The 25,971-nt window shown below is 68.9% G+C and carries 25 protein-coding genes (1 of these 25 only partly in view); 8 read left to right on the top strand and 17 right to left on the bottom strand.

What is annotated here, in order from left to right:
• The first annotated feature begins 9 nt into the window (after positions 1-9).
• Positions 10-705 carry a phosphoglycolate phosphatase gene (gph, locus tag ACWPXE_RS04545; protein WP_454016856.1) on the top strand — a complete coding sequence of 232 codons (696 nt, stop codon included), beginning with the start codon at positions 10-12 and terminating at the stop codon, positions 703-705.
• Positions 702-1,229, top strand: coding sequence for a histidine phosphatase family protein (locus ACWPXE_RS04540; protein ID WP_454016855.1), 528 nt, complete (start codon positions 702-704; stop codon positions 1,227-1,229). The genes gph and ACWPXE_RS04540 overlap by 4 nt, the downstream gene beginning before the upstream one ends.
• Before the next feature lie 29 nt (positions 1,230-1,258).
• On the opposite strand, the gene argE is transcribed toward ACWPXE_RS04540, so the two are convergent.
• The 8 genes from argE to ACWPXE_RS04500 form a co-directional block, all read right to left on the bottom strand.
• Entirely contained in the window at positions 1,259-2,407 is a 1,149-nt protein-coding gene (argE, locus tag ACWPXE_RS04535) for an acetylornithine deacetylase (protein ID WP_454016854.1), read from the bottom strand.
• Positions 2,408-2,524: 117 nt separating this feature from the next.
• Positions 2,525-3,484, bottom strand: coding sequence for an agmatinase (locus ACWPXE_RS04530; RefSeq protein ID WP_145629280.1), 960 nt, complete (start codon positions 3,482-3,484; stop codon positions 2,525-2,527).
• Positions 3,485-3,522: 38 nt separating this feature from the next.
• Complete coding sequence (locus tag ACWPXE_RS04525) at positions 3,523-3,945, bottom strand: RidA family protein (protein ID WP_094303833.1); 423 nt, start codon at positions 3,943-3,945, stop codon at positions 3,523-3,525.
• 117 nt (positions 3,946-4,062) lie between these two features.
• Positions 4,063-6,183: a dipeptide ABC transporter ATP-binding protein gene (locus ACWPXE_RS04520; RefSeq protein ID WP_454016853.1), complete on the bottom strand. Its 2,121-nt coding sequence runs from the start codon at positions 6,181-6,183 to the stop codon at positions 4,063-4,065.
• A gap of 4 nt (positions 6,184-6,187) precedes the next feature.
• Positions 6,188-7,051, bottom strand: coding sequence for an ABC transporter permease (locus ACWPXE_RS04515; RefSeq protein ID WP_247894918.1), 864 nt, complete (start codon positions 7,049-7,051; stop codon positions 6,188-6,190).
• A gap of 1 nt (position 7,052) precedes the next feature.
• Positions 7,053-8,009: an ABC transporter permease gene (locus tag ACWPXE_RS04510; RefSeq protein WP_454016852.1), complete on the bottom strand. Its 957-nt coding sequence runs from the start codon at positions 8,007-8,009 to the stop codon at positions 7,053-7,055.
• A 67-nt stretch (positions 8,010-8,076) separates the two neighbouring features.
• Complete coding sequence (locus ACWPXE_RS04505; protein WP_454016851.1) at positions 8,077-9,579, bottom strand: ABC transporter substrate-binding protein; 1,503 nt, start codon at positions 9,577-9,579, stop codon at positions 8,077-8,079.
• 322 nt (positions 9,580-9,901) lie between these two features.
• A complete protein-coding gene (locus ACWPXE_RS04500; protein ID WP_454016850.1) occupies positions 9,902-11,314 on the bottom strand; it encodes an MmgE/PrpD family protein in 1,413 nt (470 codons plus the stop codon).
• Between the two features lie 174 nt (positions 11,315-11,488).
• Between ACWPXE_RS04500 and ACWPXE_RS04495 the strand changes: the two genes are divergently transcribed.
• Entirely contained in the window at positions 11,489-12,445 is a 957-nt protein-coding gene (locus ACWPXE_RS04495; RefSeq protein WP_454016849.1) for a LysR family transcriptional regulator, read from the top strand.
• Positions 12,446-12,505: 60 nt separating this feature from the next.
• On the opposite strand, the gene ptsP is transcribed toward ACWPXE_RS04495, so the two are convergent.
• From ptsP to ACWPXE_RS04455, 8 genes are all read right to left on the bottom strand, one after another.
• On the bottom strand, positions 12,506-14,278 hold the full coding sequence (ptsP, locus tag ACWPXE_RS04490; RefSeq protein WP_454016848.1) for a phosphoenolpyruvate--protein phosphotransferase: 1,773 nt from the start codon (positions 14,276-14,278) through the stop codon (positions 12,506-12,508).
• Complete coding sequence (locus ACWPXE_RS04485; protein WP_145629264.1) at positions 14,268-14,609, bottom strand: HPr family phosphocarrier protein; 342 nt, start codon at positions 14,607-14,609, stop codon at positions 14,268-14,270. The genes ptsP and ACWPXE_RS04485 overlap by 11 nt, the downstream gene beginning before the upstream one ends.
• Positions 14,610-14,613: 4 nt before the next feature.
• A complete protein-coding gene (locus ACWPXE_RS04480) occupies positions 14,614-15,015 on the bottom strand; it encodes a PTS sugar transporter subunit IIA (protein WP_114860323.1) in 402 nt (133 codons plus the stop codon).
• A 121-nt stretch (positions 15,016-15,136) separates the two neighbouring features.
• A complete protein-coding gene (gene rapZ / locus ACWPXE_RS04475) occupies positions 15,137-16,060 on the bottom strand; it encodes an RNase adapter RapZ (RefSeq protein WP_454016847.1) in 924 nt (307 codons plus the stop codon).
• On the bottom strand, positions 16,057-16,572 hold the full coding sequence (locus tag ACWPXE_RS04470) for an HPr kinase/phosphorylase (RefSeq protein ID WP_454016846.1): 516 nt from the start codon (positions 16,570-16,572) through the stop codon (positions 16,057-16,059). Before ACWPXE_RS04470 ends, rapZ begins: the two co-directional genes overlap by 4 nt.
• A 155-nt stretch (positions 16,573-16,727) precedes the next feature.
• Positions 16,728-17,174 (bottom strand): hypothetical protein, encoded by a 447-nt coding sequence (locus tag ACWPXE_RS04465; RefSeq protein WP_454016845.1) that lies wholly within the window; start codon positions 17,172-17,174, stop codon positions 16,728-16,730.
• A gap of 152 nt (positions 17,175-17,326) precedes the next feature.
• The gene (locus tag ACWPXE_RS04460; protein ID WP_454016844.1) at positions 17,327-19,084 is read right to left on the bottom strand and encodes a stimulus-sensing domain-containing protein; all 1,758 of its coding nucleotides are present in this window, start codon (positions 19,082-19,084) and stop codon (positions 17,327-17,329) included.
• On the bottom strand, positions 19,056-19,751 hold the full coding sequence (locus ACWPXE_RS04455; RefSeq protein ID WP_149167534.1) for a response regulator transcription factor: 696 nt from the start codon (positions 19,749-19,751) through the stop codon (positions 19,056-19,058). The genes ACWPXE_RS04460 and ACWPXE_RS04455 overlap by 29 nt, the downstream gene beginning before the upstream one ends.
• A 384-nt stretch (positions 19,752-20,135) precedes the next feature.
• Here ACWPXE_RS04455 and ACWPXE_RS04450 point away from each other — a divergent pair, with 384 nt between their 5' ends.
• From ACWPXE_RS04450 to ACWPXE_RS04430, 5 genes are all read left to right on the top strand, one after another.
• Positions 20,136-20,903: a HugZ family pyridoxamine 5'-phosphate oxidase gene (locus tag ACWPXE_RS04450; RefSeq protein WP_454016843.1), complete on the top strand. Its 768-nt coding sequence runs from the start codon at positions 20,136-20,138 to the stop codon at positions 20,901-20,903.
• A 291-nt stretch (positions 20,904-21,194) separates the two neighbouring features.
• Entirely contained in the window at positions 21,195-23,063 is a 1,869-nt protein-coding gene (locus tag ACWPXE_RS04445) for a phosphoenolpyruvate carboxykinase (GTP) (RefSeq protein ID WP_454017896.1), read from the top strand.
• Between the two features lie 280 nt (positions 23,064-23,343).
• Positions 23,344-24,204, top strand: coding sequence for a flagellar motor stator protein MotA (motA, locus tag ACWPXE_RS04440; RefSeq protein WP_035682389.1), 861 nt, complete (start codon positions 23,344-23,346; stop codon positions 24,202-24,204).
• A 16-nt stretch (positions 24,205-24,220) separates the two neighbouring features.
• On the top strand, positions 24,221-25,207 hold the full coding sequence (locus tag ACWPXE_RS04435; RefSeq protein WP_454016842.1) for a GNAT family N-acetyltransferase: 987 nt from the start codon (positions 24,221-24,223) through the stop codon (positions 25,205-25,207).
• 79 nt (positions 25,208-25,286) lie between these two features.
• Positions 25,287-25,460 carry a hypothetical protein gene (locus ACWPXE_RS04430; RefSeq protein ID WP_237907537.1) on the top strand — a complete coding sequence of 58 codons (174 nt, stop codon included), beginning with the start codon at positions 25,287-25,289 and terminating at the stop codon, positions 25,458-25,460.
• 28 nt (positions 25,461-25,488) lie between these two features.
• Here ACWPXE_RS04430 and ACWPXE_RS04425 read toward each other — a convergent pair whose 3' ends face one another.
• Positions 25,489-25,971 carry the end of a M23 family metallopeptidase gene (locus tag ACWPXE_RS04425; protein WP_454016841.1) on the bottom strand. It continues 864 nt past the right edge of the window, so the window shows 483 of its 1,347 coding nt (coding positions 865-1,347); its start codon lies beyond the right edge, outside the window; the stop codon is at positions 25,489-25,491.

Below are 25,971 nucleotides of genomic sequence, written 5' to 3'. Positions count from 1 at the left end.
CGCACTCCGGTGACCAGCCTTCCCAACCGCACGTCTTTGCGTGCTGTCGCCTTCGACCTTGACGGCACGCTGGTGGACAGCGCCGCCGACCTGATGCACGCCTCCAACGCCCTGCTGGCCGAGCTGGGCCGACCGCCGGTCGATCTGCCGGCGGTGCGCTCCTTCATCGGCGACGGGGTGGCCAAGCTGGTGGAGCGGGTCCTGACCGCCACCGGCGGCCTGCCCGGAGCGGAGGAGACGGCGGCCCACACCCGCCGTTTCCTCGCCATCTACGAGGCCGACCCCAGCGCCCACAGCGCGCTCTATCCCGGCGTGGCGGAGACGCTGACGGCGCTGTCCGCGGCCGGGCTGAAACTGGGGGTGTGCACCAACAAGCCGATGGCGGCGACCCGGCGGCTGCTCGCCGACCTGGGCATCGCGGACCGCTTCACGGCGGTGGTCGGCGGCGACAGCTTCCCCAACCGCAAGCCATCGCCGGAGCCGGTGCTCGGCCTGCTAGCCCTGATGAATGTCCGGCCCGAGGACACCGTCTTCGTCGGCGACAACGAGCATGACGTGGCCGCCGCCCGCGCCGCCGGGGTGGCGCGGGTTCTGGTGCTGCGCTACGGCTACGCGCGGGTGCCGCTCGACAGCCTTCCCCACGACGGCATCCTGGAGCGCTTCGGCGACCTGACGGGGGCGCTGTCCGAGGGTTCCCCGGCATGAGCCGTCCCACGCTGGATCGGGTCGTTTTCTGCCGGCATGGCGAGACGGAAAGCAACCTTGGCGGCTGGCTGGCCGGGTCGCGCGATGTGTCGCTGACCGACCGCGGGCGGGCGCAGGCCCACGCGGCGGCGGCGGCGCTGGCCGCCCAGGGGAGGCCGGTCGCGGCCATTCATTCCAGCCCGCAGCGGCGCGCGCTGGAAACCGCCGGAATCATCGGCGCGGCGCTGGGCCTTCCGGTGGCCATCGTCCCCGGTCTGGAGGAGCGGCGCTGGGGTGACCTGGAGGGGGGCGCCGTGCCGGGGGATCTCCTGCGCGAGGAGGTGCCGGGGGGTGAAAGCCTGTCCGCCTTCCAGGCCCGTGTCACCGCGGCGTTGAGCGGGTTGCCGATTCCGGCGGACGGGCAGCCCCCCTTGATCGTGGCGCACGCCGGGACGTGGCACGCCTTGTGCCGCTGGATGGGCGTCGACCCGGACACGCTCTGGCCGCCAAACGCGACTCCGGTCACGCTGACGCGCGGCCCCTGACCGGAGGCCGCGCGGAAAACCTCAGCTCGTCAGGCCAGACGGGTCAGCAGAAGGTCCAGCATGCGGTCGCAGGCCGCCAACTGCTCCTCCGCGATGAACTCGTCCGGCTTGTGGGCCTCGCCGATGCTGCCGGGGCCGCAGACGACGGTGGGAAGCGACAAGCGCTGCTGGAACAGGCCGCCTTCGGTGCCGAAGGAAATCTTGCCCAGGCTGTTGCCGCCGGTGAGCGCCTTGACGAAGGACACCACCTCCGAGTCCCCGTCGGTGTCGAGCGACGGATAGCTGGACAGTTCGGCGACCTCGACGGCGGCGGCGGGAAAGGCGCTTCGCGCGCGCGTTTCGATGGCCGCCGCCTCCGCCCGCACCGCGTCGAGCAGAGGCTCCACCGGGTCCTGCGGCAAGTGGCGGATTTCCATGTCGAGGCGGCAATGGTTGGGCACGATGTTCAGCGCGCTGCCGCCCTGGATGACACCGGCGTGGATGGTGGTCCAGGGCACGTCGTAATCGGCGTCGCGCGGGCCTTCGGTCTGCACCCGCTCCTGCAGACGGCGCAGTCCCGTAAGCATGTCGCAGGCCATATGGATGGCGTTCATCCCCTGCGGCGCCAGGCTGGAATGGCATTCGACCCCGCGGCAGTCGATGCGCAGCGCCGTCTTGCCCTTGTGGGCCGTGACCACCTGCATCAGGGTGGGTTCACCGACGATGCAGAAGCGCGGGCGGACCGGCAGGGCCGCCATCATGTCGATCAGGCGCCGCACGCCCAGGCAGCCGACCTCCTCGTCGTAGGACAGCGCGAGATGAAGGGGCTGGCTGAGCGTCCGCCCGGACGCCCGCTCGGCCAGGGCCATCGCGGCGGCGACGAAGCCCTTCATGTCGGCGGTTCCCCGCCCATAGAGATTCCCGGCCCGGCGGGTCAGGCGGAAGGGGTCGCTGGTCCAGGCCTGCCCATCCACCGGAACCACGTCGGTGTGTCCGGACAGCAGGACGCCCGGACGGTCGACCGGGCCGACGCTGGCGAAGAGATTGGCCTTGCGCCCGTCCTCGCTCGGCACCATCCGCGTGGTGGCGCCGGCCGCCTCCAGCCGCTCCTTCGCCCAGAGGATGAGGTCGAGGTTGCTGTCGCGGCTGACCGTGGGAAAGGCCACAAGCCGCTCCAGAATGTCCAGCGTCGCACCCATGGCGGGTATGGTCCTTCTTCCTTGGTCATTCAGCGCTGTCTTTCACAAGCCAGCGCTGCCGTCAGGACGGAGGCGGCCGTCGGCTGGCCTCCTCCGTTCCTCGTCAGGCCGCGCCGCTCACTTGGCGTCGAAGTAGCCGGCCTGGATGGTCTTGCCGATCAGGTTGCAGATGATGCGCCCGGCGGTGATGGCGGTGATGCCGTTCACGTCCTTCTTGGGCGTGATCTCCACGATGTCCATGCCGACCACGCGGCCCTTCTTCACCAGACCGTGGATCAGCGTGCGGATCTGGGGATAGGTCACGCCGCCCGGCGCCGGGCCGTTGACGGCCGGCATGATGGTCGGGTCCATGCCGTCGGCGTCGATGGTCAGGTAGTAGCGCCCGCCGTCGGGAATGCGGTCGAGCACCGCCTTCATGCCGACCTCCTGCAGTTCCACGTCGGGGATCAGCACGGCGCCGTAGGCCTGGGCCGCCTCGACTTCCTCTGGCCGGGCGCTTCCGGCGGAGCGCAGGCCGATCTGGAAGATCTGGCCGACATGGTCCATCTCCGCCGCGCGGCGGATCGGGCTGGAATAGCCGCCTCGGGCGCCGTTCACATGGTCGCGCCAGTCGAGGTGCGCGTCGATGTGCACGAGCGTGATCGGTTCCTGATCGTCGTAGGCGCGCAGCACCGGGATCGGGATGCCGTGGTCGCCGCCGATGATGATCGGCAGCATGCCCTTGGCGAGCATCGCCCGCACCACCGCCTCGGCGTTGCGGTAATGCAGGTCCAGGTCGCGCGGGTTCGCCTTCACGTCGCCGCAGTCCACGACCTTGATGTCCTTCCCGCCGAGCAGCGGACCGCCGATGTCGAAGTCCCAGCGCTCCAGATGGCGCAACGCCCGCTCGGTGTAGCGGCGGACCCAGGTCGGGGCGTTGGTCTGGTCGTTGGTCACCTCGTCGATCGAGTAGGGATCGCCGTAGGGGATGCCGAGGATGCCGATATGGCCGTCGAGCTGGTCGAGATCCGTGCAGATGGGGAAGTCGAGGAAGCTCTGCAGTTCGCGGCGCGGTGGGTTGGTCAGGGTGCTGCTCATGGCGGGCGTTCCAGATTTCTTCTGTGTGATGCGGGAAATCAGGCGGCGTCGGGGATCACGGCGATGGCGTCGACCTCCACCACCCACTCCGGCCGCGCCAGGGCGCTGACGACGATGCCGGTGGAGACGGGATGGACGCCCTTCAGCCACTTGCCGATGGTGCGGTAGACCGGCTCGCGGTAGCGCGGGTCGGTGATGTAGACGGTGATCTTGCAGATGTGCTCCATCTTCGCGCCGGCCTCGTCCAGCAGCATCTTGATGTTGCTCATGGCCTGCTCGGTCTGGCCGGCGGCATCGCCGATGGCCACGCTCTCGCTGGTGTCGAGGTTCTGGCCGATCTGGCCGCGCACGAAGACCATCGCACCGCGGGCCACGACCGTCTGGCAGAGGTCGTTGTCCAGCGCCTGCTCGGGATAGGTCTTCTTGGTGTTGAACTTGCGGATGCGGGTGTGGGTGGTCATGGGTCGGTTCTCTCTTGGGTGAACGGGTGCGCCGGGCATGGAGAGGGCGTGTCCGGGGAGCCGAAAGGGCTCCCGGCCGTCACGCCGCCCGGAAAGGGTTGGCTGCGGGTTAGGCGGTCAGTGCAGGGCCGCCAGCTCGGGGAAGACCGACGCCCGTTCCGCCAACTCGGCCAGCGGGATGTGGCAGGCGATGCGGTGGCCGTCTGCCGCCGTCTGCACCGGCGGCGCGCGCTCGTCGCAGATGGTGCCGAGCTTGCGCGGGCAGCGGCCGCGGAAGGCGCATCCCCCGCCGCCGGGCGGTGCGGTGGAGTCCTCCAGCAGGATGCGTTCCGGCTCCGTCCCGTCCTCCGCTCCGCTCAGCCGCGGAACCGCCGACAGCAGCGCCTCGGTGTAGGGGTGGTAGGGCGGGCGCAGGACCCGGCCGATCGGTCCCTCCTCGCAGATGGTGCCGCCATAGACGACCAGCACGCGGTCGGCGATGTGCGACACCACGGCGATGTCGTGGGTGATGAACAGGTAGGACAGCCCCAACTCGTCCCGCAGGTCGGCCAGCAGATTGAGGATGTTGGCCTGCACCGAGACGTCGAGCGCCGACACCGCCTCGTCGCAGACGACGAATTCCGGGTCGGTGGCCAGGGCGCGGGCGATGTTCACGCGTTGGCGCTCGCCGCCACTCAACTCGTGCGGGTAGCGGTCGGCGTAGGCGGCGGGCAGGCCGACGCGGGTCAGCAGAGCCGCGATCATCTCCCGGCGCTCCGCCTCGCCCTGGCGGCCGGCGAGGACGAGCGGGCGCTCCATGGCCGCCCCCACCGTCTTGCGCGGGTTGAGCGAGGCGGCGGAATTCTGGAAGACCAGCTGGGCGCGGCGGCGCAGGTCGCGGTCGCCCTCCTTGGCCTGCTTGACGAAGTCGGCGCCGTCGAACAGCACCGTGCCGGCGGTCGGCTCGATCAGCGCCAGCAGGGAGCGGCCGATCGTGCTCTTGCCGCTGCCGCTCTCGCCGACCACGCCCAGCACCTCGCCGCGCCGGATGGTGAAGGAGACGTCGTCGACCGCCACCGTGCCGTCGCGGCGGAGCCACGGCAGGATCGACCGGCGCTCGCCGAAGACCTTGCGCAGCGCATCGACCTGCACCAGCGGGGCGGAGCGGGCCGGCGGCGCCGCCGGCGGCCGGGATGCGGTCGACTCCTCCGGCCAGGGGGTGCCGGACAGGGCTTCGGCCTTCCAGCAGCGCACGCTGTTGCCGGCGGCGTCCCCGCGCAACGCCTGGGGCAGGCGGCGGCAGGTCTCCTCGGCGAACGGACAGCGCGGCGCGAAGACGCAGGAGTCAGGGGGACCCGACAGCTTGCTGACCGTGCCGGGGATCGAGGACAGGCGGTGCCGGCGGTCGGTGGTGATGCGCGGCAAAGCCGCCACCAGCCCCTTGGTGTAGGGATGGACCGGCCGGGCCAGCACGTCGCGGGTGCGCCCGGTCTCCACGACCTCGCTGCCGTAGAGAACGCAGACCGAGTTGCAGATGCGGTTGACGATGCCGAGGTTGTGGGAAACGAACAGGGCGCTCAGATGGTGGCTCTCGCACAGGCCGGCGAGCAGCTCGATGATCCGCGCCTCGACCGTGACGTCGAGCGCCGTCGTCGGCTCGTCGAGGATCAGCAGCTTGGGATCGCAGCCGAGCGCGGTGGCGATCAGCACGCGCTGCTGCATGCCGCCCGACAGCTGGTGCGGGTAGGATTGCGCGATGCGCCGCGGCTCGCGGATGCCGACCTCGGCCAGCAGCTCCTCCACCCGGGGTGCGGCCTGCCGGGGGGTGAAGCCCTTGTGCTGGACCAGCGGCTCGGCGATCTGCCGCCCGACGGTCAGCGCCGGGTTCAGCGAGGTGAAGGGGTCCTGGAACACCGCGGCGATGCGGTCGCCGCGCAAGCTCCGGCGGCGCGCGGCGGACAGGCGGCGCAGGTCGGTTCCCTCGAACAGGATCTCGCCGGCGTCGATGCGCCCGGCCTCGCCCAGCAGGTCGAGGATGGCCATGGCGACGGTGCTCTTGCCCGAGCCGGACTCGCCGACCAGCCCCATGACCTCGCCCGGCCGGATCGCGAAGCTGACGTCGCTGGCGGCGCGCAGCGTGCCGCGCGGGCTGGCGTAGTTGATGGTGAGGTTGCGCACCTCCAGCAGGGCGGACACGGCGGTCGCGGGGGCCGGGCTCGGATCGGGGGACGCGGCGGAAAGGGGCACGAGAGCGGTCATGGGGTCAGTGTCCTCCCGTGTTGCGGGGGTCCAGCACGGCGCGCAGTCCATCGCCCAGCAGGTTGATGCCGATCACGGTGATGCCCATGGCGAGGCCGGGGCACAGGGCGATCCAGGGCGCCTGCTCGACGAAGGGCCGGGCCTCGCTGATCATCAGGCCCCAGTCGGAGGAAGGCGGCTGGGCGCCCATGCCGATGAAGCTGAGGGCGGCGCCCAGCAGGATGGCGAAGACGACGCGCAGGCTGGACTCGACCGCCAGCGGCGGCCAGATGTTCGGCAGGATCTCGTGGAACAGGATGTAGGCGGTGCTCTCGCCGCGCAGCCGGGCGGCGGTGATGAACTCCTCCTGCATCAGCTCCAGGGTGATGGCGCGGGTCAGGCGGACCACCTGCGGCACATAGACGATGCCGATGGCGACGACCGCCTTCCACAGGGCCGGCGGCGTGACCGCCAGGACGAGGATGCCCAGCAGGATGGGCGGGAAGGACATCAGCACGTCCATGCAGCGCATGATGATCTCGTCGGTCCGGCCCCGGCCGTAGCCGGCGACCAGCCCCAGCGGCACGCCGACGAGCAGGCTGATGGCGGTGGCGGCGACGCCCATGACCAGAGAGTTGGTCGTGCCGACGAGGGTGCGGCTGAACACGTCGCGGCCGTACTCGTCGGTGCCGAACCAGAAGTCCGGCCCCGGCGGCTGCAGCCGGCTCATGATGTTCATCTCGTCGTAGGGGTAGGGGGCCAGCCAGGGGCCGGCCACGGCGACCACCAGCAGCGGCGCCAGCAGCGCGATCCCAAGGACGAGTGAGGTGGGCCAGCGCTTCGGCACGGAGCGGGGGCGCGCGGCGGGGGTTTGGCTCGCGGCGGTCATGTCAGGCGTTCCCCATGCCATGGCGGATCTTCGGGTTGACGAACGCGTAGAGCAGGTCGGCCGCCAGGTTCGCCAGGCAGTAGGCGGTCGAGATGATCAGGATGGTCGCCTGGATCAGCGGCAGGTCGTGGCGCTGGATGGCGAACAGCAGCAGCCGGCCCATGCCGGGGAAGGAGAACACCGTCTCGATGACCACGACGCCGCCGAGGATCAGGCCGAAGTCGATGGCCAGCACGGTGATGGTCGGCAGCAGCGCGTTGCGCAGCGCGTGGCGCACGATCACCACCTTCTCCGGCAGGCCCTTGGCGCGGGCGTATTTCACGTAGTTGGTCTGAAGGACGTCGATCATGCTGGAGCGGGTCAGCCGCGCGATGCGGGCGATCAGCATCAGCACCAGCGTGACGACCGGTAGGACCAGATGCGCCGCCCAGGGCACGAAGCCGTCCGCGAGCGGCGCGTAGCCGCCGGTTGGCAGCCATTTCAGGTAGCTGCCGAAGACCAGCACCAGGACGATGGCCCAGAAGAAGTCGGGAACGGCGATGCCGAGATAGGACACGCCCGAGACCATCTGGTCGGCCAGACGCCCGCGGCGCACCGCGGCCAGCACGCCGAGGCCGATGCCGATCACCGTCACCACCGCCAGGGCCACCACCGCCAGGACCAGGGAGCGGCTCAACGCCTCCATCAGGATCGGCGCGACCGGCTGCTCCAGAACCAGCGAGCGGCCGAGATCGCCCTGCAGGATGCCGGCGGCCCAGCGGCCGTACTGCACGATCAGGGGCTGGTCGAGACCGAGCTTGACCGTGATGGCGTCGATCACCTCTTTCGAGGCGAACTGCCCGGCGATCATCGACGCGACGTCGCCCGGCATGGCCTGCGTCACCAGGAAGACGAGGATCGACATGACGACCAGCACCATCGCCAGATAGGCCAGCCGGGTGAGTGTGTAGAGGAGCATGGAGAGAGCTTCCCTTGGCCCGGGGCCGTCGGGAGCGCGGCGGGCGCTCCCGACGCCGGCGACGGCTCTACTGGCCGACCGAAACGTTGCGCAGGTCGAGGAACATCATCGGGTGGGAGGTGAAGCCCTGCACCCGCGCGCTCACGCCGTTGACGTGGTTGATGACGTAGGGGATGACGCCGGGCGCGTCCTGGACGGCCAGCGCCTGCACCTCGCCATAGAGCTTCTTGGCCTCCTCCTCGCTGGACGCCTGACGGGCGCCGTCGAGCAGCTTGTCCATCGCCGGGTTGGCGTAGTTCCACAGCGCGGCGTTCCACGACCCGCGCGAGTGGTACCAGGGGTAGACCGAGGTATCGATCGTCGGGCGGCTGAAGAAGCCGTCGATGTAGAAGCCCGCCTTGCCCTCGATGTCCTTCAGGAAGACGTCGAAGGGCACGCGCTGCACGTTGACGGTGATGCCCGCCGGCTTCAGCAGCTCGCGGACCGCCAGCCCCAGGCGCTCGCGGGTGGCGCGGCCGGCCGGGGTGTAGAGCGTGACCTCGAAGCCGTTGGGATAGCCCGCTTCGGCCAGCATCTTCTTCGCGGCGGCCGGGTCGCCCTTGGCGATCGGCAGGTCCTTGTTGAAGTAGGGATGGCTCGGCGGGATCGGCGAATGGGTCGGCGTGCCGTAGCCGAACAGGGCGATCTGGGTGATCGCCTGCTTGTCCAGCGCCGTCGCCACGGCGCGGCGCACGCGCACGTCGTCGAACGGCTTGGTCGTGCCGTTCATGATCACGCCGTCCCAGGTGGAGGTCGGCACGGCTTCGGCCTTCAGGTTGGACGTCGCCTTGACCTTGTCCACCGCCTCCGGCGGCAGGTTCCAGGCGAGGTCCAGCTCACCCGTGGTCAGCGCCGCCACTTGGCTGGCCGTCTCGGGCAGGATGCGGATCACCACCTCGTCCAGCTTCGGCAGGCCGGCCTCGAAATAGGTCGGGTTGCGCTTCACCACCATGCGGTCGCCGGGCGCGAAGGAGACGAACTGGAAGGGGCCGGTGCCGACGGGGTTGGAGGCCAGCGTGTCGAGGCCGTCGCGCGGCACGATGCGGGCCTGACGCTCGCCGAACAGCTCGGCGAAGCCGGAGTAGGGGGACTTCAGCGTGAATTCCACCGTGTGGGAATCCACCGCTTTCATCGACTCCACGATCTCGAAGTTCACGCGGGCGGTGGAGCCGGTCGCCTTGTCCTGGATGCGGGTGATGGTGGCGAGCACGTCCTCGGCGTCCATCTCGCGGCCGCTGTGGAACTTCACGCCCTTCTTCAGGAAGAAGGTCCAGGTCTTGAGGTCGGCGCTGTGCTCCCAGCGCTCGGCGAGGTCCGGCTTCAGCGTCATGTCGGCGGCGATCGCCGTCAGGCCGTTGAAGAGGAGGTAGGCGGCCACATACTCCTGGCCGCCCTTCATCTTGGCGGGATCGAGGGTGTTCAGGTTCGAATCCACCGCCACCTTGAGCGTGCCGGCGGCGTGCGCGGACAGCGCGGTGCCGGAGAGGAGGAAAGCCGAGAGCACCGCCCGTGCCACCAACCGTTTCACCATGATGAAGCCTCTCTGCTTGCGGGGTCCGTTGTGGACCTTGGTTCCTGTTGCCTTGACGCTCTCACAGACCCGTCATGGGCGGAAAGGCCAAGGTCGTGCCGTTCGGTGGAGCAAGATACGCCCATAAATTAGGCAAATATGGTGTTGTGGACCATGTGCCTGATTTTCGATCACCGCTGAAGCCCGGAATTTGCTCGTAAAATTCCGTTCGTTGGACTGACAATCTTGCTCAAAAATTAGGCTGGATTATGGGCGCCTCGCCAGCACCATGAATGAATTTTGCAGGGACCATGAATGCAGGCGTATGCTGTCGCCCCGCATGTCAGCCGATCGAGCCGTCCAGAAGCCCGTCCAGCTGGGGCATCGCATCGATATCCAGCAATTTCCGATGGAGCCGCGCCGCTGCCTCCGGTCCCATGGCGCGTCCGGCACAGTCATGGAACTTCCCGGCATGCTCCTGCGCCGACAGGGGCCGGGCGACGGTGCCGCGCGCCGAGGCGCAGAAGCGACGGAACGCACGTCCGGTCACGGTTTCCACCGTCACAGCGGCGCCTTCCGGGGCCAGCCGTGCCCGCTCGGGATCGGCGTTCCAGCCGGGGTCGGGCCGCATGCTCACACGCTCCATGGCCGCGCACAGATGCGGGTCGGCCAGCGTCGCTGCGGTCAGGTGATCCAGAGTCAGGTCGCCGTGCAGCATCACGCAGGCCACCGCGAAGGGCAGGCTGAAGCGGGCTTCACCGGGAGTGGCCGGGCGGTCGTAGGTGAGGTTGGCGGCCACCACGGGCGGCACGACGCAGCGCACCGCCGCGATGTCCGACGGAGCCAGCCGGTGCTCCGTCATCAGGTCGCGCACTGCGTCGGCCGCCGCGTGCGAGGAGAGGCAGACAGGATAGGCCTTGGTGTCGATGCCGGGGTCGAGCAGGTGCCACCGCCGGCCCAAGGCCGCCACCGCTGTGGGATCGAAGCGGCCCTGCGCCACCAGCCGAGCAAAGCCCCGCGGGTCCTCGACCACGCCGTGCGGAACGGCTCCGCCACGCTTGGCCAGACGCGCCGCGCGCAGCCCGTTGGCGGCGGCCTGCGCGGCCAGCAGCGGCTTGGCGCCCGTGCCGAAGCAGGCCCGCATGCCGCCGGCTCCGCAGAGCGCAAAGGCAATGGCGTCGGCGGCCCGGTCGCCGTCCAACCGGAAGGCCTTGGCGGCCGCGGCCGCAGCGCCGACGCCGCCGAACAGCGCGGTGGTCCACCAGCCGGCCTCATACACTCCGTTGCCGAGGGCGATGGCCAGCGCGTATTCGGCCTCCGCACCGGCAACCACGGCGGTCAGCAGATCGGCTCCGGTGCCTCCGGCCGCCTCCACCGCGGCCAGGGCGGTCGGCACCACCACGGCCGACCCATGGACGAATCCGGCATAGGAGTTGTCGTCGAAATCCAGTGCGTGGGCGGCGGCGGTATTCGCGAAGGCGGCCCCTTCGGCGTTGAGGCGTCCGCCTCCCAGCAGGGTGGACGGGCCGGCGGCATGGATGTCCAGCGCTTCCTCCCGCGCCAGGCGGGCGGTGTCGGTGCCCACTCCGGCCAGAGCCACGCCCAGCGTGTCGATGATGCAGGCGCGGGCCGCCGCGGCGACGTCGTCGGGAATGCCGGCGCGCTCCAGACCGGCCAGCCAATGGCCGATGAGTCGGGCAGCGGGCTGGGTCGCGGGCTGGTCGGCGGTGATGGAGGGGAGGGGAGGGATGGTCATGATGGGAGGCTCGCAAGGGATGACGACCCCGCGAGGCTGCCCACGACCGTTCCGCCCCGTCACGTCAAGAAATGACTTTCATGGTGGGGATGAACTGCGTTCATAATGCGCCGCCACCCGGGTCTCCATCGGGACCTGCCCCACGACCGCCGGAAGACGAAGCCCGCTCGCCCCATGCGCCATCGCGACTTTGACCTCGACGCCCTCGAAGTGTTCGTGACCGTGGCGGAGCTTGGCAACATGACCCGAGCGGCGGGCCAACTGGGCTTGACCCAATCGGCCGTGTCGCATGTGGTGCGTCAACTGGAAGCAGCCTTCGCCACGCAGCTGTTCGACCGAAGCATCCGCCCGATGGCGCTGACCGCCGCCGGTCACCGGCTCTGGCATTGGAGCAAGCGCATTCTGAACGACGCCCGCCAACTGCCGGCGGTGATCGGCGGCAAGGATGCGCCCTTCGTGCCGGAGCTGCGGCTCGGTTGCATCGACACGCTGGCCGCCCCGTTCATGCCGCGGCTGCTTCAGCAACTGCGCGACGGCGTGCCCTCCTTCAGCATCGCGGCGGGGCTGAGCCGGCAACTGCGGGAGCAGTTCATGGCGCGGCGCCTGGACGTCATCTTCACCAACGAGTCCTTCGACGACATGGATCAGGTGGACAGCGCCCGGCTGGTCACCGAGCCCTTCGTGCTGTTGGTGCCACGCAACGCGCCGGAGGTCGCCGACGAGGCCGGGCTGCGCGCGCTTTCGCAGGCATTGCCGCTGATCCGCAACACGGCGGACAGCAGCCTCGGCCGGATGGTGGACCAGCATCTGCGCCGGCTGGGCATGGAGATCCCGCGCAGCTTCGCGTTCGACGCCGTCGACACCATGATGGCCATGGTGGCGGAGGAGATGGGGTGGAGCCTGCTTCCGCCGACCGCGCTGGTGAAAAGCCGCCAGCATCTGGGTCGCCTGCGGGTTCTGCCCTTTCCGGCCGCGAGCTTCCGCCGGTCCATCTTCGTGATCGCCCGCAAGGGGGAACTCGGCGCGCTTCCGGCCCGCATCCACAAGGTCGGCCGCGGCATTCTCACCCAAGGCTACTTCACCGAACTGTTCATCTCCTGGCCCTGGCTGAAGCCCATGATCGGGCGGTGAGAATGGCGTCCGCGGCAACGATGGAGTTGCGCGGACGCCGTTCTTCCTTCGAGCGGTGCCTCAGCCGACGGCGTTGAAGTCGTCCAGCAGGGCGGCGATGCGCCCGCTGTCGCTCTGGTCCATGATGACGCGGGCGCGGCGGGTGGCTTCCTGAAGGTCGAGCTTGCGGATGCGCCGCTTCACCAGGGGGATGGCCGGCGGGACCATCGACAGGTCGCGCACGCCAAGCCCCAACAACAAGGCCGTGTAGCGCGCGTCGCCGGCGATCTCGCCGCAGACCGACACCGGGATGCGGGCGCGCAACGCCGCCTCGATGGTGAACTGGATCAGGCGAAGAACCGCCGGATGCAGCGGGTCGTAGAGCGAGGCGACCTGCTCGTCGCCGCGGTCGATGGCCAGCGTGTACTGGGTCAGGTCGTTGGTGCCGATGGAGAAGAAGTCGGCGGCGTAGGCCAGCGCGTCCGCGGACAGGGCCGCGCCCGGAACCTCCACCATCACCCCCACCGGCGGCAGCGGATCGGCGATGGGGACGCCGCGGCGGCGCAGGCGGCGGGCCACCTGGCCCATCATCTCGCGCACGCGCTGCACCTCGGCGACCGAACAGATCATCGGCAGCAGGATGCGCAGCGGCCCGTGGACGCCGGCCCGCAGCATGGCGGCGAGCTGCGTCTCCAGCAGCTTCGGCTCGCGCAGGCCCAGCCGGACGGCGCGCAGACCGAGCGCCGGGTTCGCCGGCTCGCCGTAGCGGCCGGCCATCCAGCCGGCCAGCTTCTCCCCGCCGACATCCATGGTGCGGGCGGTGACGGTGCGCCCGCCCATGCCCTCCACGATGGAGCGCAGGACGGTGTACTGCTCGTCCTCGTCGGGCAACTGGTCGCGGTTCATGAACAGGAACTCGGTGCGCAGCAGCCCGATCCCCTGCGCCCCGTTCTCCAGCGCGTGGTCGAGGTCGCGCGGCAGCTCCAGATTGGCCTGGAGCGTCACCGCGGTGTTGTCGCGCGTGACCGCCGGCAGCTTGCGCAGGCCCTTCAGCTGCTCGCGCTCGCGCTCGCGCTCGGCGCGGCGCTGCCGGTAGTCCTCCAGCACCTCGGGGGTGGGGTCGATGATGACGCGCCCCTGCACCCCGTCCACGATGACCGTGATCCCATTCTTCAACCCAGCCAGCAGCCCACCGACGCCCAGCACCGCCGGAATGCCCAGCGAGCGCGCCATGATCGCCGTGTGCCCCTCGGCGCCGCCGAGCACGGTGGCGAATCCGGCGACGCGGCGCGGGTCGAGCAGGGCGGTGTCCGCCGGGGTCAGCTCCTCGGCCAGAATCACCGCGCCGGGGTTCAGCATGGAGAAGGCCTGATACTCGTGCCGCATCAGGTTGCGGATCAGGCGCCGACCCACCTCGCGCACGTCGGCGATTCGCCCGGCGAGGTAGCTGTCTTCCATGCTCGCGAAGGTCTGGGCGATGGTGGCGATCTCCGCCTGGACCGCGGCCTCGGCGTTGACCAGCTCCTGCTGGATGCGGCGCTCGACGCCGCGCGTCAGGCGCGAGTTGGTTACCATCGCCAGATGGGCGTCGAGAAGGAAGCCGATCTCCTCCGACGCGGAGCCGGGCAGCGTCAGCGCCTTGGCCTTCAGCTTGCGGATCTGGCGGCGCGCCTTGCCGCAGGCATCGGCGAATCGCGCGGCCTCGGCCTCCACCTGATCGGCGGCGAGCGTGTATTCGGGAACGCGGACGGCGCCGCTCTCCACCACGTGGGCCGGGCCGATGGCAATGCCGGGCGAAACGCCCAGCCCGCGCAACGACCGCCCCTGGCCGGCGGCCGGAACGTCAGTCTTCATCGAACTTGCGGGTGATCAGATCCACGAGAGCGGCCATGGCGTCCTCGGCCTCGCGGCCGTAGGCGTACAGCTCCACCGAGGTGCCGGGGCCGGCGGCCAGCATCATCAGGCCCATGATGGATTCGCCCGAAACCTGTGTCTCGCCGCGCCGCACCTCGATTTCGCAATCGAAGGTGGCGACCAGCTTCACGAACTTCGCAGCCGCGCGGGCGTGCAGGCCGCGCTGGTTGCAGATGGTGACGGTCTGGCAGATTTCGGGGTTTCTCTCCGGAGTCCGCCCGTCAACGCCGGAAGCGCCCTGGGCGGGCGTCTTGTCGTCTGGAACGCTCATCGAGTCACCCGTCCGACAGCAGCGAGGATGCGACGTTGATGTATTTCTGTCCGGCCTCCCGCGCGGCGGTCACGGCGTGGGTCAGCGTTTCCTGGCGGCGGACGCTGGCCAGCTTGATCAGCATCGGCAGGTTCACGCCGGCGATCACTTCGACCTTCGCCTTGTCCATGATGGAGATGGCGAGGTTGGATGGAGTCCCGCCGAACATGTCGGTCAGCACGACAACGCCGGACCCGTCGTCCACGTCGGCCACGGAGTTCAGAATGTCCTGACGGCGCTGCTCCATGTCGTCGTCTGGGCCGATGCACACGGCCCGCACCTGCTGCTGCTCACCCACCACATGCTCCAGCGCGGCGATGAACTCTGCCGCGAGGCGCCCGTGGGTTACCAGAACCATACCGATCATGGGACATCCTTCAATTCTGGAGCCTCCCCCGAAGCCACATTCTTATTGCGGCACTTATGAACGATCCCTTATCCGGATCAATCCGCCCCTTGGGTCAACCCCTCTGGCCAACCTTCGGCGGTCAGCCGGTGCGCGGGGCCTGCCGGTCCAACTCCCGATGGCTGATCCCGACCTTCAGCCCCAGCCCGCCCAGCCAAGCGGCCAGCCGTTCGGCGACGAACACCGACCGGTGCTTGCCGCCGGTGCAGCCGACCGCGATGGTCAGGTAACTCTTGCCCTCCTGGTTGTAGCGCGGCAGAAGCGGCTGCAACAGTTCCGTCAGATGACGGAAGAAGTCGGCGAAATCCGGATCGCCCTCCACGCGCGCCGCCACGCGGGGGTCCAGGCCGGTGAGCGGGCGCAGATCCGGATCATAATGGGGATTTGTCAGGAAGCGTACGTCGAACACGAGGTCCGCCTCGCGAGGCAACCCCATCCGGAACGAGAAGGAGGTGACGAAGACCTGGAGCGCCGCCTGTGCCCCGATCTGGAAGTTGCCGGCCAGGATGCGGCGCAGGTCGTGGATCGACAATTGCGTGGTGTCGATGGTCACGTCGGCCTGCTGCTTCAGCGGCAGCAGCATGGTGCGTTCCAGCTGGATGCCGTCCGGAACCGGGCGGTCGATGGCCAATGGATGGCGGCGGCGCGTCTCGGTGAAGCGGCGCTGCAGCGTCTCGTCCCCGCAGTCGAGGAAGACCAGCCGCACGTCCAACCCGGCATGGGCCTTCAGCGCCTCGACCTCCTCCAGCATGGCGTGGGCGGAGAAGTCGCGGGTGCGGCTGTCGATGACCAGGGCCAGCGGCCGCTTGCGCGGGTCCGCCTGCTCCAGAAGCGCCGGGACCAGTGAGAGGCGCAGGTTGTCCACCGCTTCGTAGCCCAAATCCTCCAGAGCCTTCAAGGCGACGGACATACCGGCTCCGGACATGCCGGTGACCAGCACGAGTTGACCGTCCGGGCCCATCGGCCGTTCCGTCAGCAGGTTTTCCGGGGAATGGCGGTCGGTCATGGCAGGTTCGGAACCTTTCCCAGCGAGCCGGCCCGCGCCGCGGCGGCGGCCAACTTGAGCTTGGCCGGAGTCGAGGCGTCGAAGGGGCAGAGGGCGAGGCGCGGGACGGCCCGGTCGAGAAGATCCGCGGCCTCTTCCATGGGAAGACGCTCCACGGCGTCGCGCGGCACCAGATCGACGACCAGCCCGACCTCCGCCTCCGCGGCAGCGGGCAGGGGCATGATGCCGACGCCCCGCACCTCCAGAAGACCGGCCAGAGCCGCCGGCGCCGTCGCCATCAGCCTGTCCTGGTCGACGCGCAGTTCCACCTGGTCATCGGCAACCAGCAGCGCCCCCGCGTCGATCATCCGCAAGGCCAGATCGGACTTGCCGCTGCCCGACGGCCCCCGCAGCAGCACGCCGACGGGCGTTTCGCTGCGGTCGCCGCCGCTCCATATGCCGCCGCTGCCGCCGTTTCCATGGCCGTCATTCCATGTGCCGACCAGGACGCAGGTGCCGTGAATCGTTACCATGATCCCGCGAAGGTGAGGCGTGCCGCTGGTTCTGTCAATGGGATGCCGAAAATGCATCCTTTTCCCGCCCGATACGCCTCGAATGCGCCGGCGCGACCGCCGTGCTCCGGCCATAACCCGGCTGAGCCACGGTGACAGCCGCGCGAGTTCCGACCTCAGGCCGGCCGGTCGCAACCCGCGGTCAAGCCGATGCGCAGGCCGGGCCGGACGGTACGGCGGATGTCCGCCAATTCGCTGGCCAGCGCGTCGCGCCGGCGGATCATCTCGTCCAGATCGTCCAACTCCGCTGCCTCCTGGCAGGCCGTGCGGAAATCCTTCTCACGGGCCAGCCGGGTCAGCAGATGGGTGTAGCTGTCGGCGATGGTCGCCAGATGCCGCTGGGCGCCCTGGAGCGCCTCCGCCAGCTGCGTCCGTTCGTTGGCCGATGCCCGCATCATCCGGGCCAGCTCGCCCTGCTGGACGCTGGCGTCGTTGATGAGGCGGGCCAGCCGATAGCGGCGGAAGTCGATCACCCTGGCCGAGGCTGGTGCGACCGGGGCCAAGGCGGCTTCGTCGGTCCGGCACGGTGCGAATGGCATGGGGTCGGGCTGGATGTCGGACATGGCCCTCTTCCGGTTGGTGACGTCCGGTTGTTGAAAGGCCAGCCGTCGCAGGCGCGGGAATGACCGTAATCGAGCATCCGCCGCACCCACGACTTTGTCCATACGTCTTTTCTCAAATTGCAACTATGCCGCATCCGCCATGTGGAAATCCCTCACGGGCGGGGCAGGCGCACGGTGAAGACGGCGCCGATCGTCTCCCCATCGCGGCCGAGACGGTTCGCGGCCCGGATGGTGCCGCCGTGGGCCTCGACGATCTGCTTGGAGATCGACAGGCCGAGGCCGGAATGGGTGCCGAACTTCTCGCCTGCCGGCCGCTCGGTGTAGAAGCGTTCGAAGATCGCCTCCTCCTTGCCCTCCGGAATGCCGGGGCCGTCGTCGCTGACCGTCACCTCGACCGCGCCGTCCGGGGTGCGTCGGGTGGCCAGCCGGACCTGCCCGCCGGGCGGCGAGAAGGACAAGCCGTTGGCGATCAGGTTCTGGAAGACCTGGGTCAGACGCCCCTCCAGCCCCTTCACGGTCAGCGACCCTCCCCGCGGCGGCTCGATGACGACGCTCGGCACGGCCTCCGCCCCGCCCTCGTCCTCCTCGTCCTCCGCGGTGGTGTGGTGGATGTCGGCGAGCGTGCGGAGCATCGCGCCGATGTCCACCGGTTCCAGAGCGGCGCGGGACAGCTCTGCGTCCAGGCGCGAGGCGTTGGAGATGTCGCTGATCAGCCGGTCCAGCCGCTGCACGTCGTCGGCGATGATCGCCATCAGCTTGTCGCGGCGGGCCGGGTCCTGGATACGGCTGACCGTCTCGACCGCGCTGCGCAGCGAGGTCAGCGGGTTCTTGATCTCGTGGGCGACGTCGGCGGCGAAGCGCTCGATGGCGTCCATGCGCGCCCACAGCGCCGCCGTCATGTCGCGCAGCACACCGGACAGCTCCCCGATTTCGTCGCCGCGGCGGGTGAAGTCGGGGATCTCGGTGTGGCGCCCGTGGCCGGTGCGCAGCCGGTCGGCGGCCTGCGCCAGCTTGCGGATGGGGCGGGCGATGGTGCCGGCCAGATAGAGCGACATCAGGACCGTGACCAGAAGCGCCACCGCGAAGACGCGCAGAATGTCGGTGCGCACCGACCGGATGGCCTCGTCGATCACCGTGCCGCTGCGCGACAGCAGCACCGCCCCCAGCACCTCCTTGTAGCGCTGTACCGGAACGGCGACCGTCAGCAGCAGGTTGGATCGGGCGACCGGCGAGGCCAGCCGCCACACCGTCGCGCTGTTCTCGCCGGCCAGCGCGCGTTCCACGTTGGGCGGCGGGGCCGCCGATTCGGCGGTGTGGCCCGGCGGCTCGCGGTAGAGCGGCAGGTTCTCCCGGCTCGGCACCACGTCGATGAAGCGGGCGTAGAACTCGTTGACCGCCCGTGACGCCGGATCCCCGGAGGGCGGCAGCGGCAGCTCCTGGATCTCGATCTTGCCGGGCGAGCCGGTCAGCACGCGGCTGTCCGACAGCAGCCGCCCATCCGGGCCGTAGAGCCGGGTGTGCGTCTCCGTCGCCAGAGCCAGCCGGCGGATCATCTGGCGCCCCAGCTCCGGCGACAGCTCGTAGCTCTCCTGGCCCAGCTCCGGCTCGTCGGCGGCCCGCTGCACGGCGCCCTCGCCGAGTGCGGAGGCGAAGATGCGGGCCTCCGTCTCCAGCGCGTCCAGCTCCGCCTGGACCAGTCGGTCCTGGTAGCGGCCGAGATAGAGCAGGGCGCCGACCAGCAGCAGCAGCGCCAGCACGTTGACGGCGAGAATCCGCAGGGTCAGCGGCGACGGCACGCCGCGCACCCGTCGCCTTGACGCGGCGCGCGGCGCGGTTCCGGGGGTGACGGGGGGGGAGGGGGCGTGGTCCGGCGCGCGGACCTCACTCCCTGTATCGGTAACCGACGCCATAGAGCGTTTCGATCTGCGCAAAGTCGGAATCAATGGCCTTGAACTTCTTGCGGAGCCGCTTGATGTGGCTGTCGATGGTGCGGTCGTCGACATAGACGTTCTCGCCGTAGGCGGCGTCCATGAGCTGGTCGCGGCTCTTCACATGGCCGGGGCGCTGGGCCAGCGCCTTCACCAGAAGGAATTCCGTCACCGTCAGGTCGATGGGCTGGCCCTTCCAGGTGCAGGAATGGCGGGCGCCGTCCATCACCAGCGGGCCGCGGGTCAGCAGAACGCCGGGTTCCGGCGCTGTCTTGTCACGGGTCGCCGCCTCGCGCCGCAGCAGGGTGCGGATACGCTCGACCAGCAGGCGCTGCGAGAAGGGCTTCTTGATGTAGTCGTCCGCGCCCATGCGCAGACCCATCAGCTCGTCGACCTCGTCGTCCTTGCTGGTCAGGAAGATGACCGGCAGATGGCTGGTCTGGCGCAGGCGCTGCAGCAGCTCCATCCCGTCCATGCGCGGCATCTTAATGTCCAGCACGGCAAGGTCCGGCGGGCGCTGGGTCAGGCCGCGCAGCGCTTCGGCGCCGTCGGTGTAGGTGCGCACCTCGAACCCCTCCGCTTCCAGCGCCATGGCAACGGAGGTCAGGATGTTCCGGTCGTCATCCACCAACGCTACGGTGTGAGACATGTCGTTCGCGTTCCCAATCACACACCCCGTTTTCGGCAACCGCCGGTGCCGGCGGCCAACTGAAGCGGATGGCCGGCCCGTTGATGTCGCTTACTACGGAAGAATGGTTTCGTCTTATTTCGAAATGCGGGCTTTCCCAATGCTCCACGACGACCTGCAGGCGGCGCAAAGGCATGAAAAGCCAACTTTTCGCTTTTCCCAACCTATTTGTCTGGGCCAATATGGCACCAATGCGGCGCCGGGGAAACGGTGCTGCGCGGGAGAACGCATTCGTTTCAGGGCATGAGTTCCGACGAGTCCCCCATCCGTCCGACCCCAACGGGGCCGGGCGCCGCGGCGTCATCGGACGTCGGCGGCCGAACGGGAGGCGCCGCAAGGCGCCTGATGCGTGGTGCCGGCTTGGCGGCGCTGTCCACCGCCCTGCGCGGGGATGGCGACCAGCAGGATGGTCAACAGAATGACAGGGGCGGCTGGCCCTATCCCTCGCTGGTCCAGGTGGCCTTCGACTTCGACGGCACGCCCCTTCTCCTTCTCTCCACCCTTGCAGACCACACGAAGAACATCGCGCGGGATTCGCGCGTCGGCCTGCTGTTCGACGGAACTGGAGGGCTGGCGGAGCCGCTGTCCGGGCCGAGGCTGTCGGTTCTCGGGCGGGCCGAGCGCTCGGAGGAGCCGCGCCACCGGGCCCGGTTCCTGGCGCGCCATCCCGGTGCGGGGCTCTACGCCGGCTTCGCCGATTTCAGCGTTTACGCCGTGTCAGTGGAGCGTGCCCATCTGGTGGCCGGATTCGGCCGGGTGCGGTGGCTCGACCGCGCCGAGTTGATGTTGCCCGCCGTTCCCATGGCGCTGGCCGAGGCCGAGAAGGCCATCCTGAGCCATATGAACGCCGACCACGCCGACGCCTTGCGGCTGTACGCCACGGTTCTGGCCGGGCGGTCCGCCGACGGCGCCGAGCCCTGGGTGATGACGGGCATCGACCCCGACGGCTGCGATCTGCGCCGCAGCGGCGAAATGGCGCGGGTTGATTTCGATCACAGCGTGGAAAACCCCGAAGACGCTAGGGTCACTCTCGCCGGCCTCGCCCGGCAGGCTCGCCGGAGCGCACCCGGCGCGGCCGACGGCTCAGTGGATTCGGACGATCGTGACGGCTAACCACGACGCCGCGGCAAGCGGCGCGCAAAAAGAGCGCAACCAGGAGAAAACGTCAGTGGACCATAACGGACCGACCCGTTGCCGTTTTGGGTTTGTGGCCCTCGGGCCACCCCTCTCTTGCCAATCAGGACATCGGGCGCGCCCGGGGGGCGCGTCGGGATGACCGCCGTCCGGCCCACGGGCCGGGCTGCGGTGGTTTGAGCCGGCGGAACGACACCGCCACCGAACGAGGACGGCTTCGATAAGGGCCGAAAAGGCCAGCCGTCCGGACCTCCGGGCACCGGACCCCGAATCCCAAGGGGGCGGCGAACCCGGAGACGAGTTGAGAGGCAAAGGATGACCGGAACAACGCGCACGCGGAACAAGAAGCTCCTGGCTTGGGTCGAGGAGATCGCGAACAAGTGCAAGCCCGAGCGGGTGCACTGGTGTGACGGATCGCAGGAGGAATACGACCGCCTGTGCGCCGAGATGGTGGAATCGGGCACCTTCATCAAGCTGAACGAGGCCAAGCGCCCGAACTCCTACCTCTGCCGCTCCGATCCGGGCGACGTCGCCCGCGTCGAGGACCGGACCTACATCTGCTCCGAGCGCAAGGAGGATGCCGGCCCGACCAACAACTGGGTCGCCCCGGCGGAGATGAAGGCGAAGCTGGACGGCCTGTTCGAAGGCTGCATGCGGGGCCGCACCATGTATGTGGTGCCCTTCAGCATGGGGCCGCTGGGCTCGGACATCGCCCACATCGGCGTGCAGATCTCCGACAGCCCCTATGTCGCGGTGAACATGCGCATGATGACCCGCATGGGTCAGAAGGTGCTGGACATCCTGGGCGACGGCGACTTCGTGCCCTGCCTGCACTCCATCGGCGCGCCGCTGGAGCCCGGCCAGCCGGACGTGGCGTGGCCGTGCAACGCCGATCACAAGTACATCGTCCACTTCCCGGCCGATCACTCGATCGTCTCCTTCGGCTCGGGCTACGGCGGCAACGCCCTGCTCGGCAAGAAGTGCTTCGCGCTGCGCATCGCCTCCTCGATGGGCCGTGAGCAGGGCTGGCTGGCCGAGCACATGCTGATCCTCGGCGTGGAAAGCCCGGAGGGCGAGAAGACCTACGTCGCCGCCGCCTTCCCGTCGGCCTGCGGCAAGACCAACTTCGCCATGCTGGTTCCCCCGGCCGAGTTCGAAGGCTGGAAGGTCCGCACCATCGGTGACGACATCGCCTGGGTGAAGCCGCAGCCGGACGGCACGCTGCGCGCCATCAACCCGGAGGCCGGCTTCTTCGGCGTCGCGCCGGGCACCAGCATCAAGTCGAACCCGAACGCGCTGAAGACCCTGAACGCCAACGTCATCTTCACCAACGTCGCGCTGACCGACGACGGCGATGTGTGGTGGGAGGGCCTGACCGACGAGACGCCGGCCCACCTGATCGACTGGCAGGGCAACGACTGGACCCCGGCGTCGGGCCGTCCGGCCGCCCACCCGAACTCGCGCTTCACCGCCCCGGCGGCGCAGTGCCCGTCGATCGATCCGGCCTGGGAGGACCCGGCGGGCGTTCCGATCTCCGCCTTCATCTTCGGCGGCCGCCTGTCCAAGACCTTCCCGCTGGTCTTCGAGGCCTACAACTGGCGCGAGGGCGTCTATTGGGCGGCGACCATGGGCTCGGAGGCGACCGCCGCCGCCGTGGGCCAGGCCGCCATCCGCCGTGACCCCTTCGCCATGCTGCCCTTCTGCGGCTACAACATGGCCGACTACTGGAACCATTGGCTGGCGATGGAAGGCCGGGTGGAGAACCTGCCGCGCATCTACCGCGTCAACTGGTTCCGCAAGGACGAGAACGGCAAGTTCGTCTGGCCGGGCTTCGGCGACAACATGCGCGTCCTGCGCTGGATCGTCGACCGCGTCCGCGGCCGTGCGGTGGATGCGGCGGAGAGCCCGTTCGGCTACATGCCGCGCTACCAGGACCTGAACTGGGCCGGTCTGGACTTCGCCGAGGACAAGTTCCGGAAGATCATGGACATCGACCGGAAGGAAGCCGAGGCCGAGGCCAAGGATCAGGAGGAACTGTTCAACCGCTTCGGCAGCCATCTGCCGGACGAGATCGAGCAGCAGCGCGTGGCGCTTCTCAAGCGGCTGGAGGAGGCTCCGGACACTTGGCGGATCGGCTGATCGGGCCGGCGCCGGGTCGTCCGAGCCTGTAAGGAGGGACCGCCCGCGGGCGGTCCCTTTTCTTTTGCGCATGTGGCTGCGGCGAGGGTGCTTTTCGGGTACTCCTTTCGTGACACAATCCGTTGTCACGGCTAGGATCGCGTCCGACGCCGGGAGATTTACAAAAACTCAAGGGATTGCTGCGTCACTGGGCCGGCGGAACGCAAGCACGCCCGCTTGGCCGGCTTTCCGCGGAGCGGAGCGGTCAAGACACGGAAAATGACGCTGGAGGACGGAAGACATGTTCGTGATGATCGGCTTCGGCGTCGTGGTGTTCAGCGTCTTCGGGGGCTACGTCCTGGGCGGCGGCCACCTGGGCGTGCTGTGGATGCCCTTCGAGTTCATGATCATCCTGGGCTCCGCCGCCGGCGCGTTCTTGATCGGCAATCCAAAAGCGGTGGTCACCCACACCGGCAAGGAACTCGGCCACCTTTTCAAAGGGCCAAAATACAAAAAGGATGATTTCCTCGAACTTCTCACCATGATGTATCAGGTCTTCAAGATCGCGAAGACCAAGGGGTTGCTTGCGCTCGAACAGCACATCGAGAAACCCGAGGACTCACCACTCTTCCAGCAATTTCCAAAATTCTACGGCGACCACCACGCCATATCCTTCCTCTGCACTTATCTGCGTCTGATGTCGCTCGGGGCCGACAACCCGCACGAGCTGGTCGACCTGATGGACGAGGACATCGAGACCATGCACCACGAGCACCAGCGGATCGCCGACGCCATCCAGGCGGTCGCCGACGCCGTTCCGGCGCTGGGCATTGTCGCGGCGGTGCTGGGCGTGATCCACACCATGGGATCGATCACCGAGCCGCCGGAGGTCCTCGGCAAGCTGATCGGCGGCGCGCTGGTCGGCACCTTCACCGGCATTCTCGTCGCCTACGGCTTCCTGGCGCCGATCGCCAGCGGCCTCAAGAACATCTACCACGCCGAAGGGAAATACTATCAGGCGATGAAGATCGGCCTGATCGCTCATTTGTCCGGCTACGCTCCGGCCATCTCCGTCGAATACTCGCGAAACGTGCTGGAGCCCGAATACCGGCCGAGCTTCGCCCAGTTGGAAGAGGCCACCTCGGCCCTGCCGCCCGCCTGACGCCGGATCATCCTTCATGCCAACCTCGTCCGAAGGCGCCGTCACCATCCTGTGGAACGAGGGAACGGTGGGGGAGTGGGCCTCGCTCTTCGCCCGCGTTCCCCGCTCCACCCTGCCGCAGTGCTTCGCCTATGCCGGCGCCATGGGGCGCACCCATGGCTTCGTGCCGCGGCTCGGCGTGATCCAGCGGGACGGCACGCCCATCGGGATGGTGCAGCTCCTGGAGCGGCGCATGCTTCGCCTGTTCCATCAGCGCCAGATCCACCGCGGCCCGCTGTGGCTCGACGGGGTCGAGCCGGATCTGGACACCCAGGAGGCAGTCTTCCGCCTGCTGCGCCGGGCCTGCCCCGACAACCCGCTGAACCGGGCCAGTCTGCTTCCCGAGCTGGCCACCGGCCCGGAGGCCGAGGCGATGCTGCGCCGTTGCGGCTTCCGCCGCTTCGGCCCCGGCTACCGCACGGTCTGGCTCGATCTGTCCCGCAGCGAGGAGGAGTTGCGCGCGGCGATGGCCCGCGACTGGCGCCAGCGGCTGAAGGGGGCGGAGAAGGCGGGTCTGGTCATCGACCTCGACTGGGAGGCCAAGAACCTTCCCTGGTTGATGAAGCAGGAGCATGAGCAGGCCCTGACCAAGCAGTTTCGCCCGATGACCGGCGCGCTGGCCGTGCGCATCCGCAACGCGCTGCTGAAGGGCGGAGGGAAGGGCGATGGGGTGTTGATGGTCGGCGCCCTGGAGGATCGTTCGAAGACTGCTGCTCCGGCGGCGAGCGCGCTCTTCTACGTCCATGGCGGCTCGGCCACCTACCAGATCGGCTGGTCGAGCGACTCGGGGCGCAAGAGCGGCGCGATGCGGCTGGTCCTGTGGCGGGCTGCGCTGGCGCTCAAGGGGCGCGGCGTGGGTTGGCTCGACCTCGGTGGCATCAACCCGGACAGCGCGCCAGGCGTGACGGAATTCAAGCTGGGGACTGGCGGCCAGGCGGTTGAAAGCGTCGGCCTGTTTCGCTGATGCGGACTTCGAATCAGCGAGGGCCGTTGCAACACGGCGCCGACTGTCTCATCCTGATTGCAAGCGGAGGGAGCACGCCATGGCCGACAACGATATGAAACCGGAAGAGGCGCAACTGGCCATCGCCAAGGCGGCCCAGATGAAGCCGCAGGTTCAGGCCATGCGCGACCGCCTCCGCAAGATGGCGGACGACGAGGAGAAGGGCGTCCAGATCCTCGCCAGCGCCATCCGCCGCCTTCTTCACCAGGAATAGAAAGCGGCAGGAACGCGCTGGAACGGTTTCAGCAGGTGGTGGCCTTGGTGCACCCCTTGTCCTCATGCGACCCCGGGGTGCGGGCGAGCTGAAGGCCGCTGCGCGCTTGCTCAAAGGTCTTTTCCAGCGACCGCACCGTCTGCTCGAAGGCTTGCATCTCACGGCCTTCCAGCTTGTCGCCGGTGGGCAGGTCGATGCTCTTCGGGTTGATCTGCTGGCCGCTCTTCAGCACCTCGTAATGCAGGTGCGGGCCGGTGGATCGTCCGGTGGTGCCGACGTAGCCGATGACGTCGCCCTGGTCGACGCGGGCGCCGCGGCGCGTGCTCTTGGCGATCCGGCTCAGATGGGCGTAGGCCGTGGCGATCTGGGTGTTGTGGCGGATGCGGATGTAATTGCCGTAGGCACCGTTCGGCCCGACCTCTTCGACCACGCCGCCGCCCGCTGCGTAGATCGGGGTGCCGGTCGGCGCGCCGAAATCCATGCCCTTGTGCATCTTGCTGAAGCCCAGGAT

The sequence above is a fragment of the Azospirillum sp. Marseille-Q6669 genome (genome assembly GCF_965111635.1).
The sequence above is the reverse complement of the archived record's forward strand: the minus strand, read 5'-3'. Positions and strand labels throughout refer to the sequence as shown.

Bases quoted from the DNA above. Each gene is read 5' to 3' on its own strand.
- ACWPXE_RS04500 (WP_454016850.1), bottom strand. From the start codon at position 11,314: ATGACCATCCCTCCCCTCCCCTCCATCACCGCCGACCAGCCCGCGACC.
- argE (WP_454016854.1), bottom strand. From the start codon at position 2,407: ATGGGTGCGACGCTGGACATTCTGGAGCGGCTTGTGGCCTTTCCCACG.
- ACWPXE_RS04430 (WP_237907537.1), top strand. From the start codon at position 25,287: ATGGCCGACAACGATATGAAACCGGAAGAGGCGCAACTGGCCATCGCC.
- ACWPXE_RS04485 (WP_145629264.1), bottom strand. From the start codon at position 14,609: ATGAGCGTTCCAGACGACAAGACGCCCGCCCAGGGCGCTTCCGGCGTT.
- ACWPXE_RS04525 (WP_094303833.1), bottom strand. From the start codon at position 3,945: ATGACCACCCACACCCGCATCCGCAAGTTCAACACCAAGAAGACCTAT.
- ACWPXE_RS04480 (WP_114860323.1), bottom strand. From the start codon at position 15,015: ATGATCGGTATGGTTCTGGTAACCCACGGGCGCCTCGCGGCAGAGTTC.
- rapZ (WP_454016847.1), bottom strand. From the start codon at position 16,060: ATGACCGACCGCCATTCCCCGGAAAACCTGCTGACGGAACGGCCGATG.
- ACWPXE_RS04515 (WP_247894918.1), bottom strand. From the start codon at position 7,051: ATGACCGCCGCGAGCCAAACCCCCGCCGCGCGCCCCCGCTCCGTGCCG.
- ACWPXE_RS04465 (WP_454016845.1), bottom strand. From the start codon at position 17,174: ATGTCCGACATCCAGCCCGACCCCATGCCATTCGCACCGTGCCGGACC.
- ACWPXE_RS04540 (WP_454016855.1), top strand. From the start codon at position 702: ATGAGCCGTCCCACGCTGGATCGGGTCGTTTTCTGCCGGCATGGCGAG.
- ACWPXE_RS04450 (WP_454016843.1), top strand. From the start codon at position 20,136: ATGCGTGGTGCCGGCTTGGCGGCGCTGTCCACCGCCCTGCGCGGGGAT.
- ACWPXE_RS04505 (WP_454016851.1), bottom strand. From the start codon at position 9,579: ATGGTGAAACGGTTGGTGGCACGGGCGGTGCTCTCGGCTTTCCTCCTC.
- ACWPXE_RS04510 (WP_454016852.1), bottom strand. From the start codon at position 8,009: ATGCTCCTCTACACACTCACCCGGCTGGCCTATCTGGCGATGGTGCTG.
- ACWPXE_RS04460 (WP_454016844.1), bottom strand. From the start codon at position 19,084: ATGGCGTCGGTTACCGATACAGGGAGTGAGGTCCGCGCGCCGGACCAC.
- ACWPXE_RS04520 (WP_454016853.1), bottom strand. From the start codon at position 6,183: ATGACCGCTCTCGTGCCCCTTTCCGCCGCGTCCCCCGATCCGAGCCCG.
- ACWPXE_RS04435 (WP_454016842.1), top strand. From the start codon at position 24,221: ATGCCAACCTCGTCCGAAGGCGCCGTCACCATCCTGTGGAACGAGGGA.
- ACWPXE_RS04470 (WP_454016846.1), bottom strand. From the start codon at position 16,572: ATGGTAACGATTCACGGCACCTGCGTCCTGGTCGGCACATGGAATGAC.
- ACWPXE_RS04530 (WP_145629280.1), bottom strand. From the start codon at position 3,484: ATGAGCAGCACCCTGACCAACCCACCGCGCCGCGAACTGCAGAGCTTC.
- ptsP (WP_454016848.1), bottom strand. From the start codon at position 14,278: ATGAAGACTGACGTTCCGGCCGCCGGCCAGGGGCGGTCGTTGCGCGGG.
- ACWPXE_RS04495 (WP_454016849.1), top strand. From the start codon at position 11,489: ATGCGCCATCGCGACTTTGACCTCGACGCCCTCGAAGTGTTCGTGACC.
- ACWPXE_RS04455 (WP_149167534.1), bottom strand. From the start codon at position 19,751: ATGTCTCACACCGTAGCGTTGGTGGATGACGACCGGAACATCCTGACC.
- motA (WP_035682389.1), top strand. From the start codon at position 23,344: ATGTTCGTGATGATCGGCTTCGGCGTCGTGGTGTTCAGCGTCTTCGGG.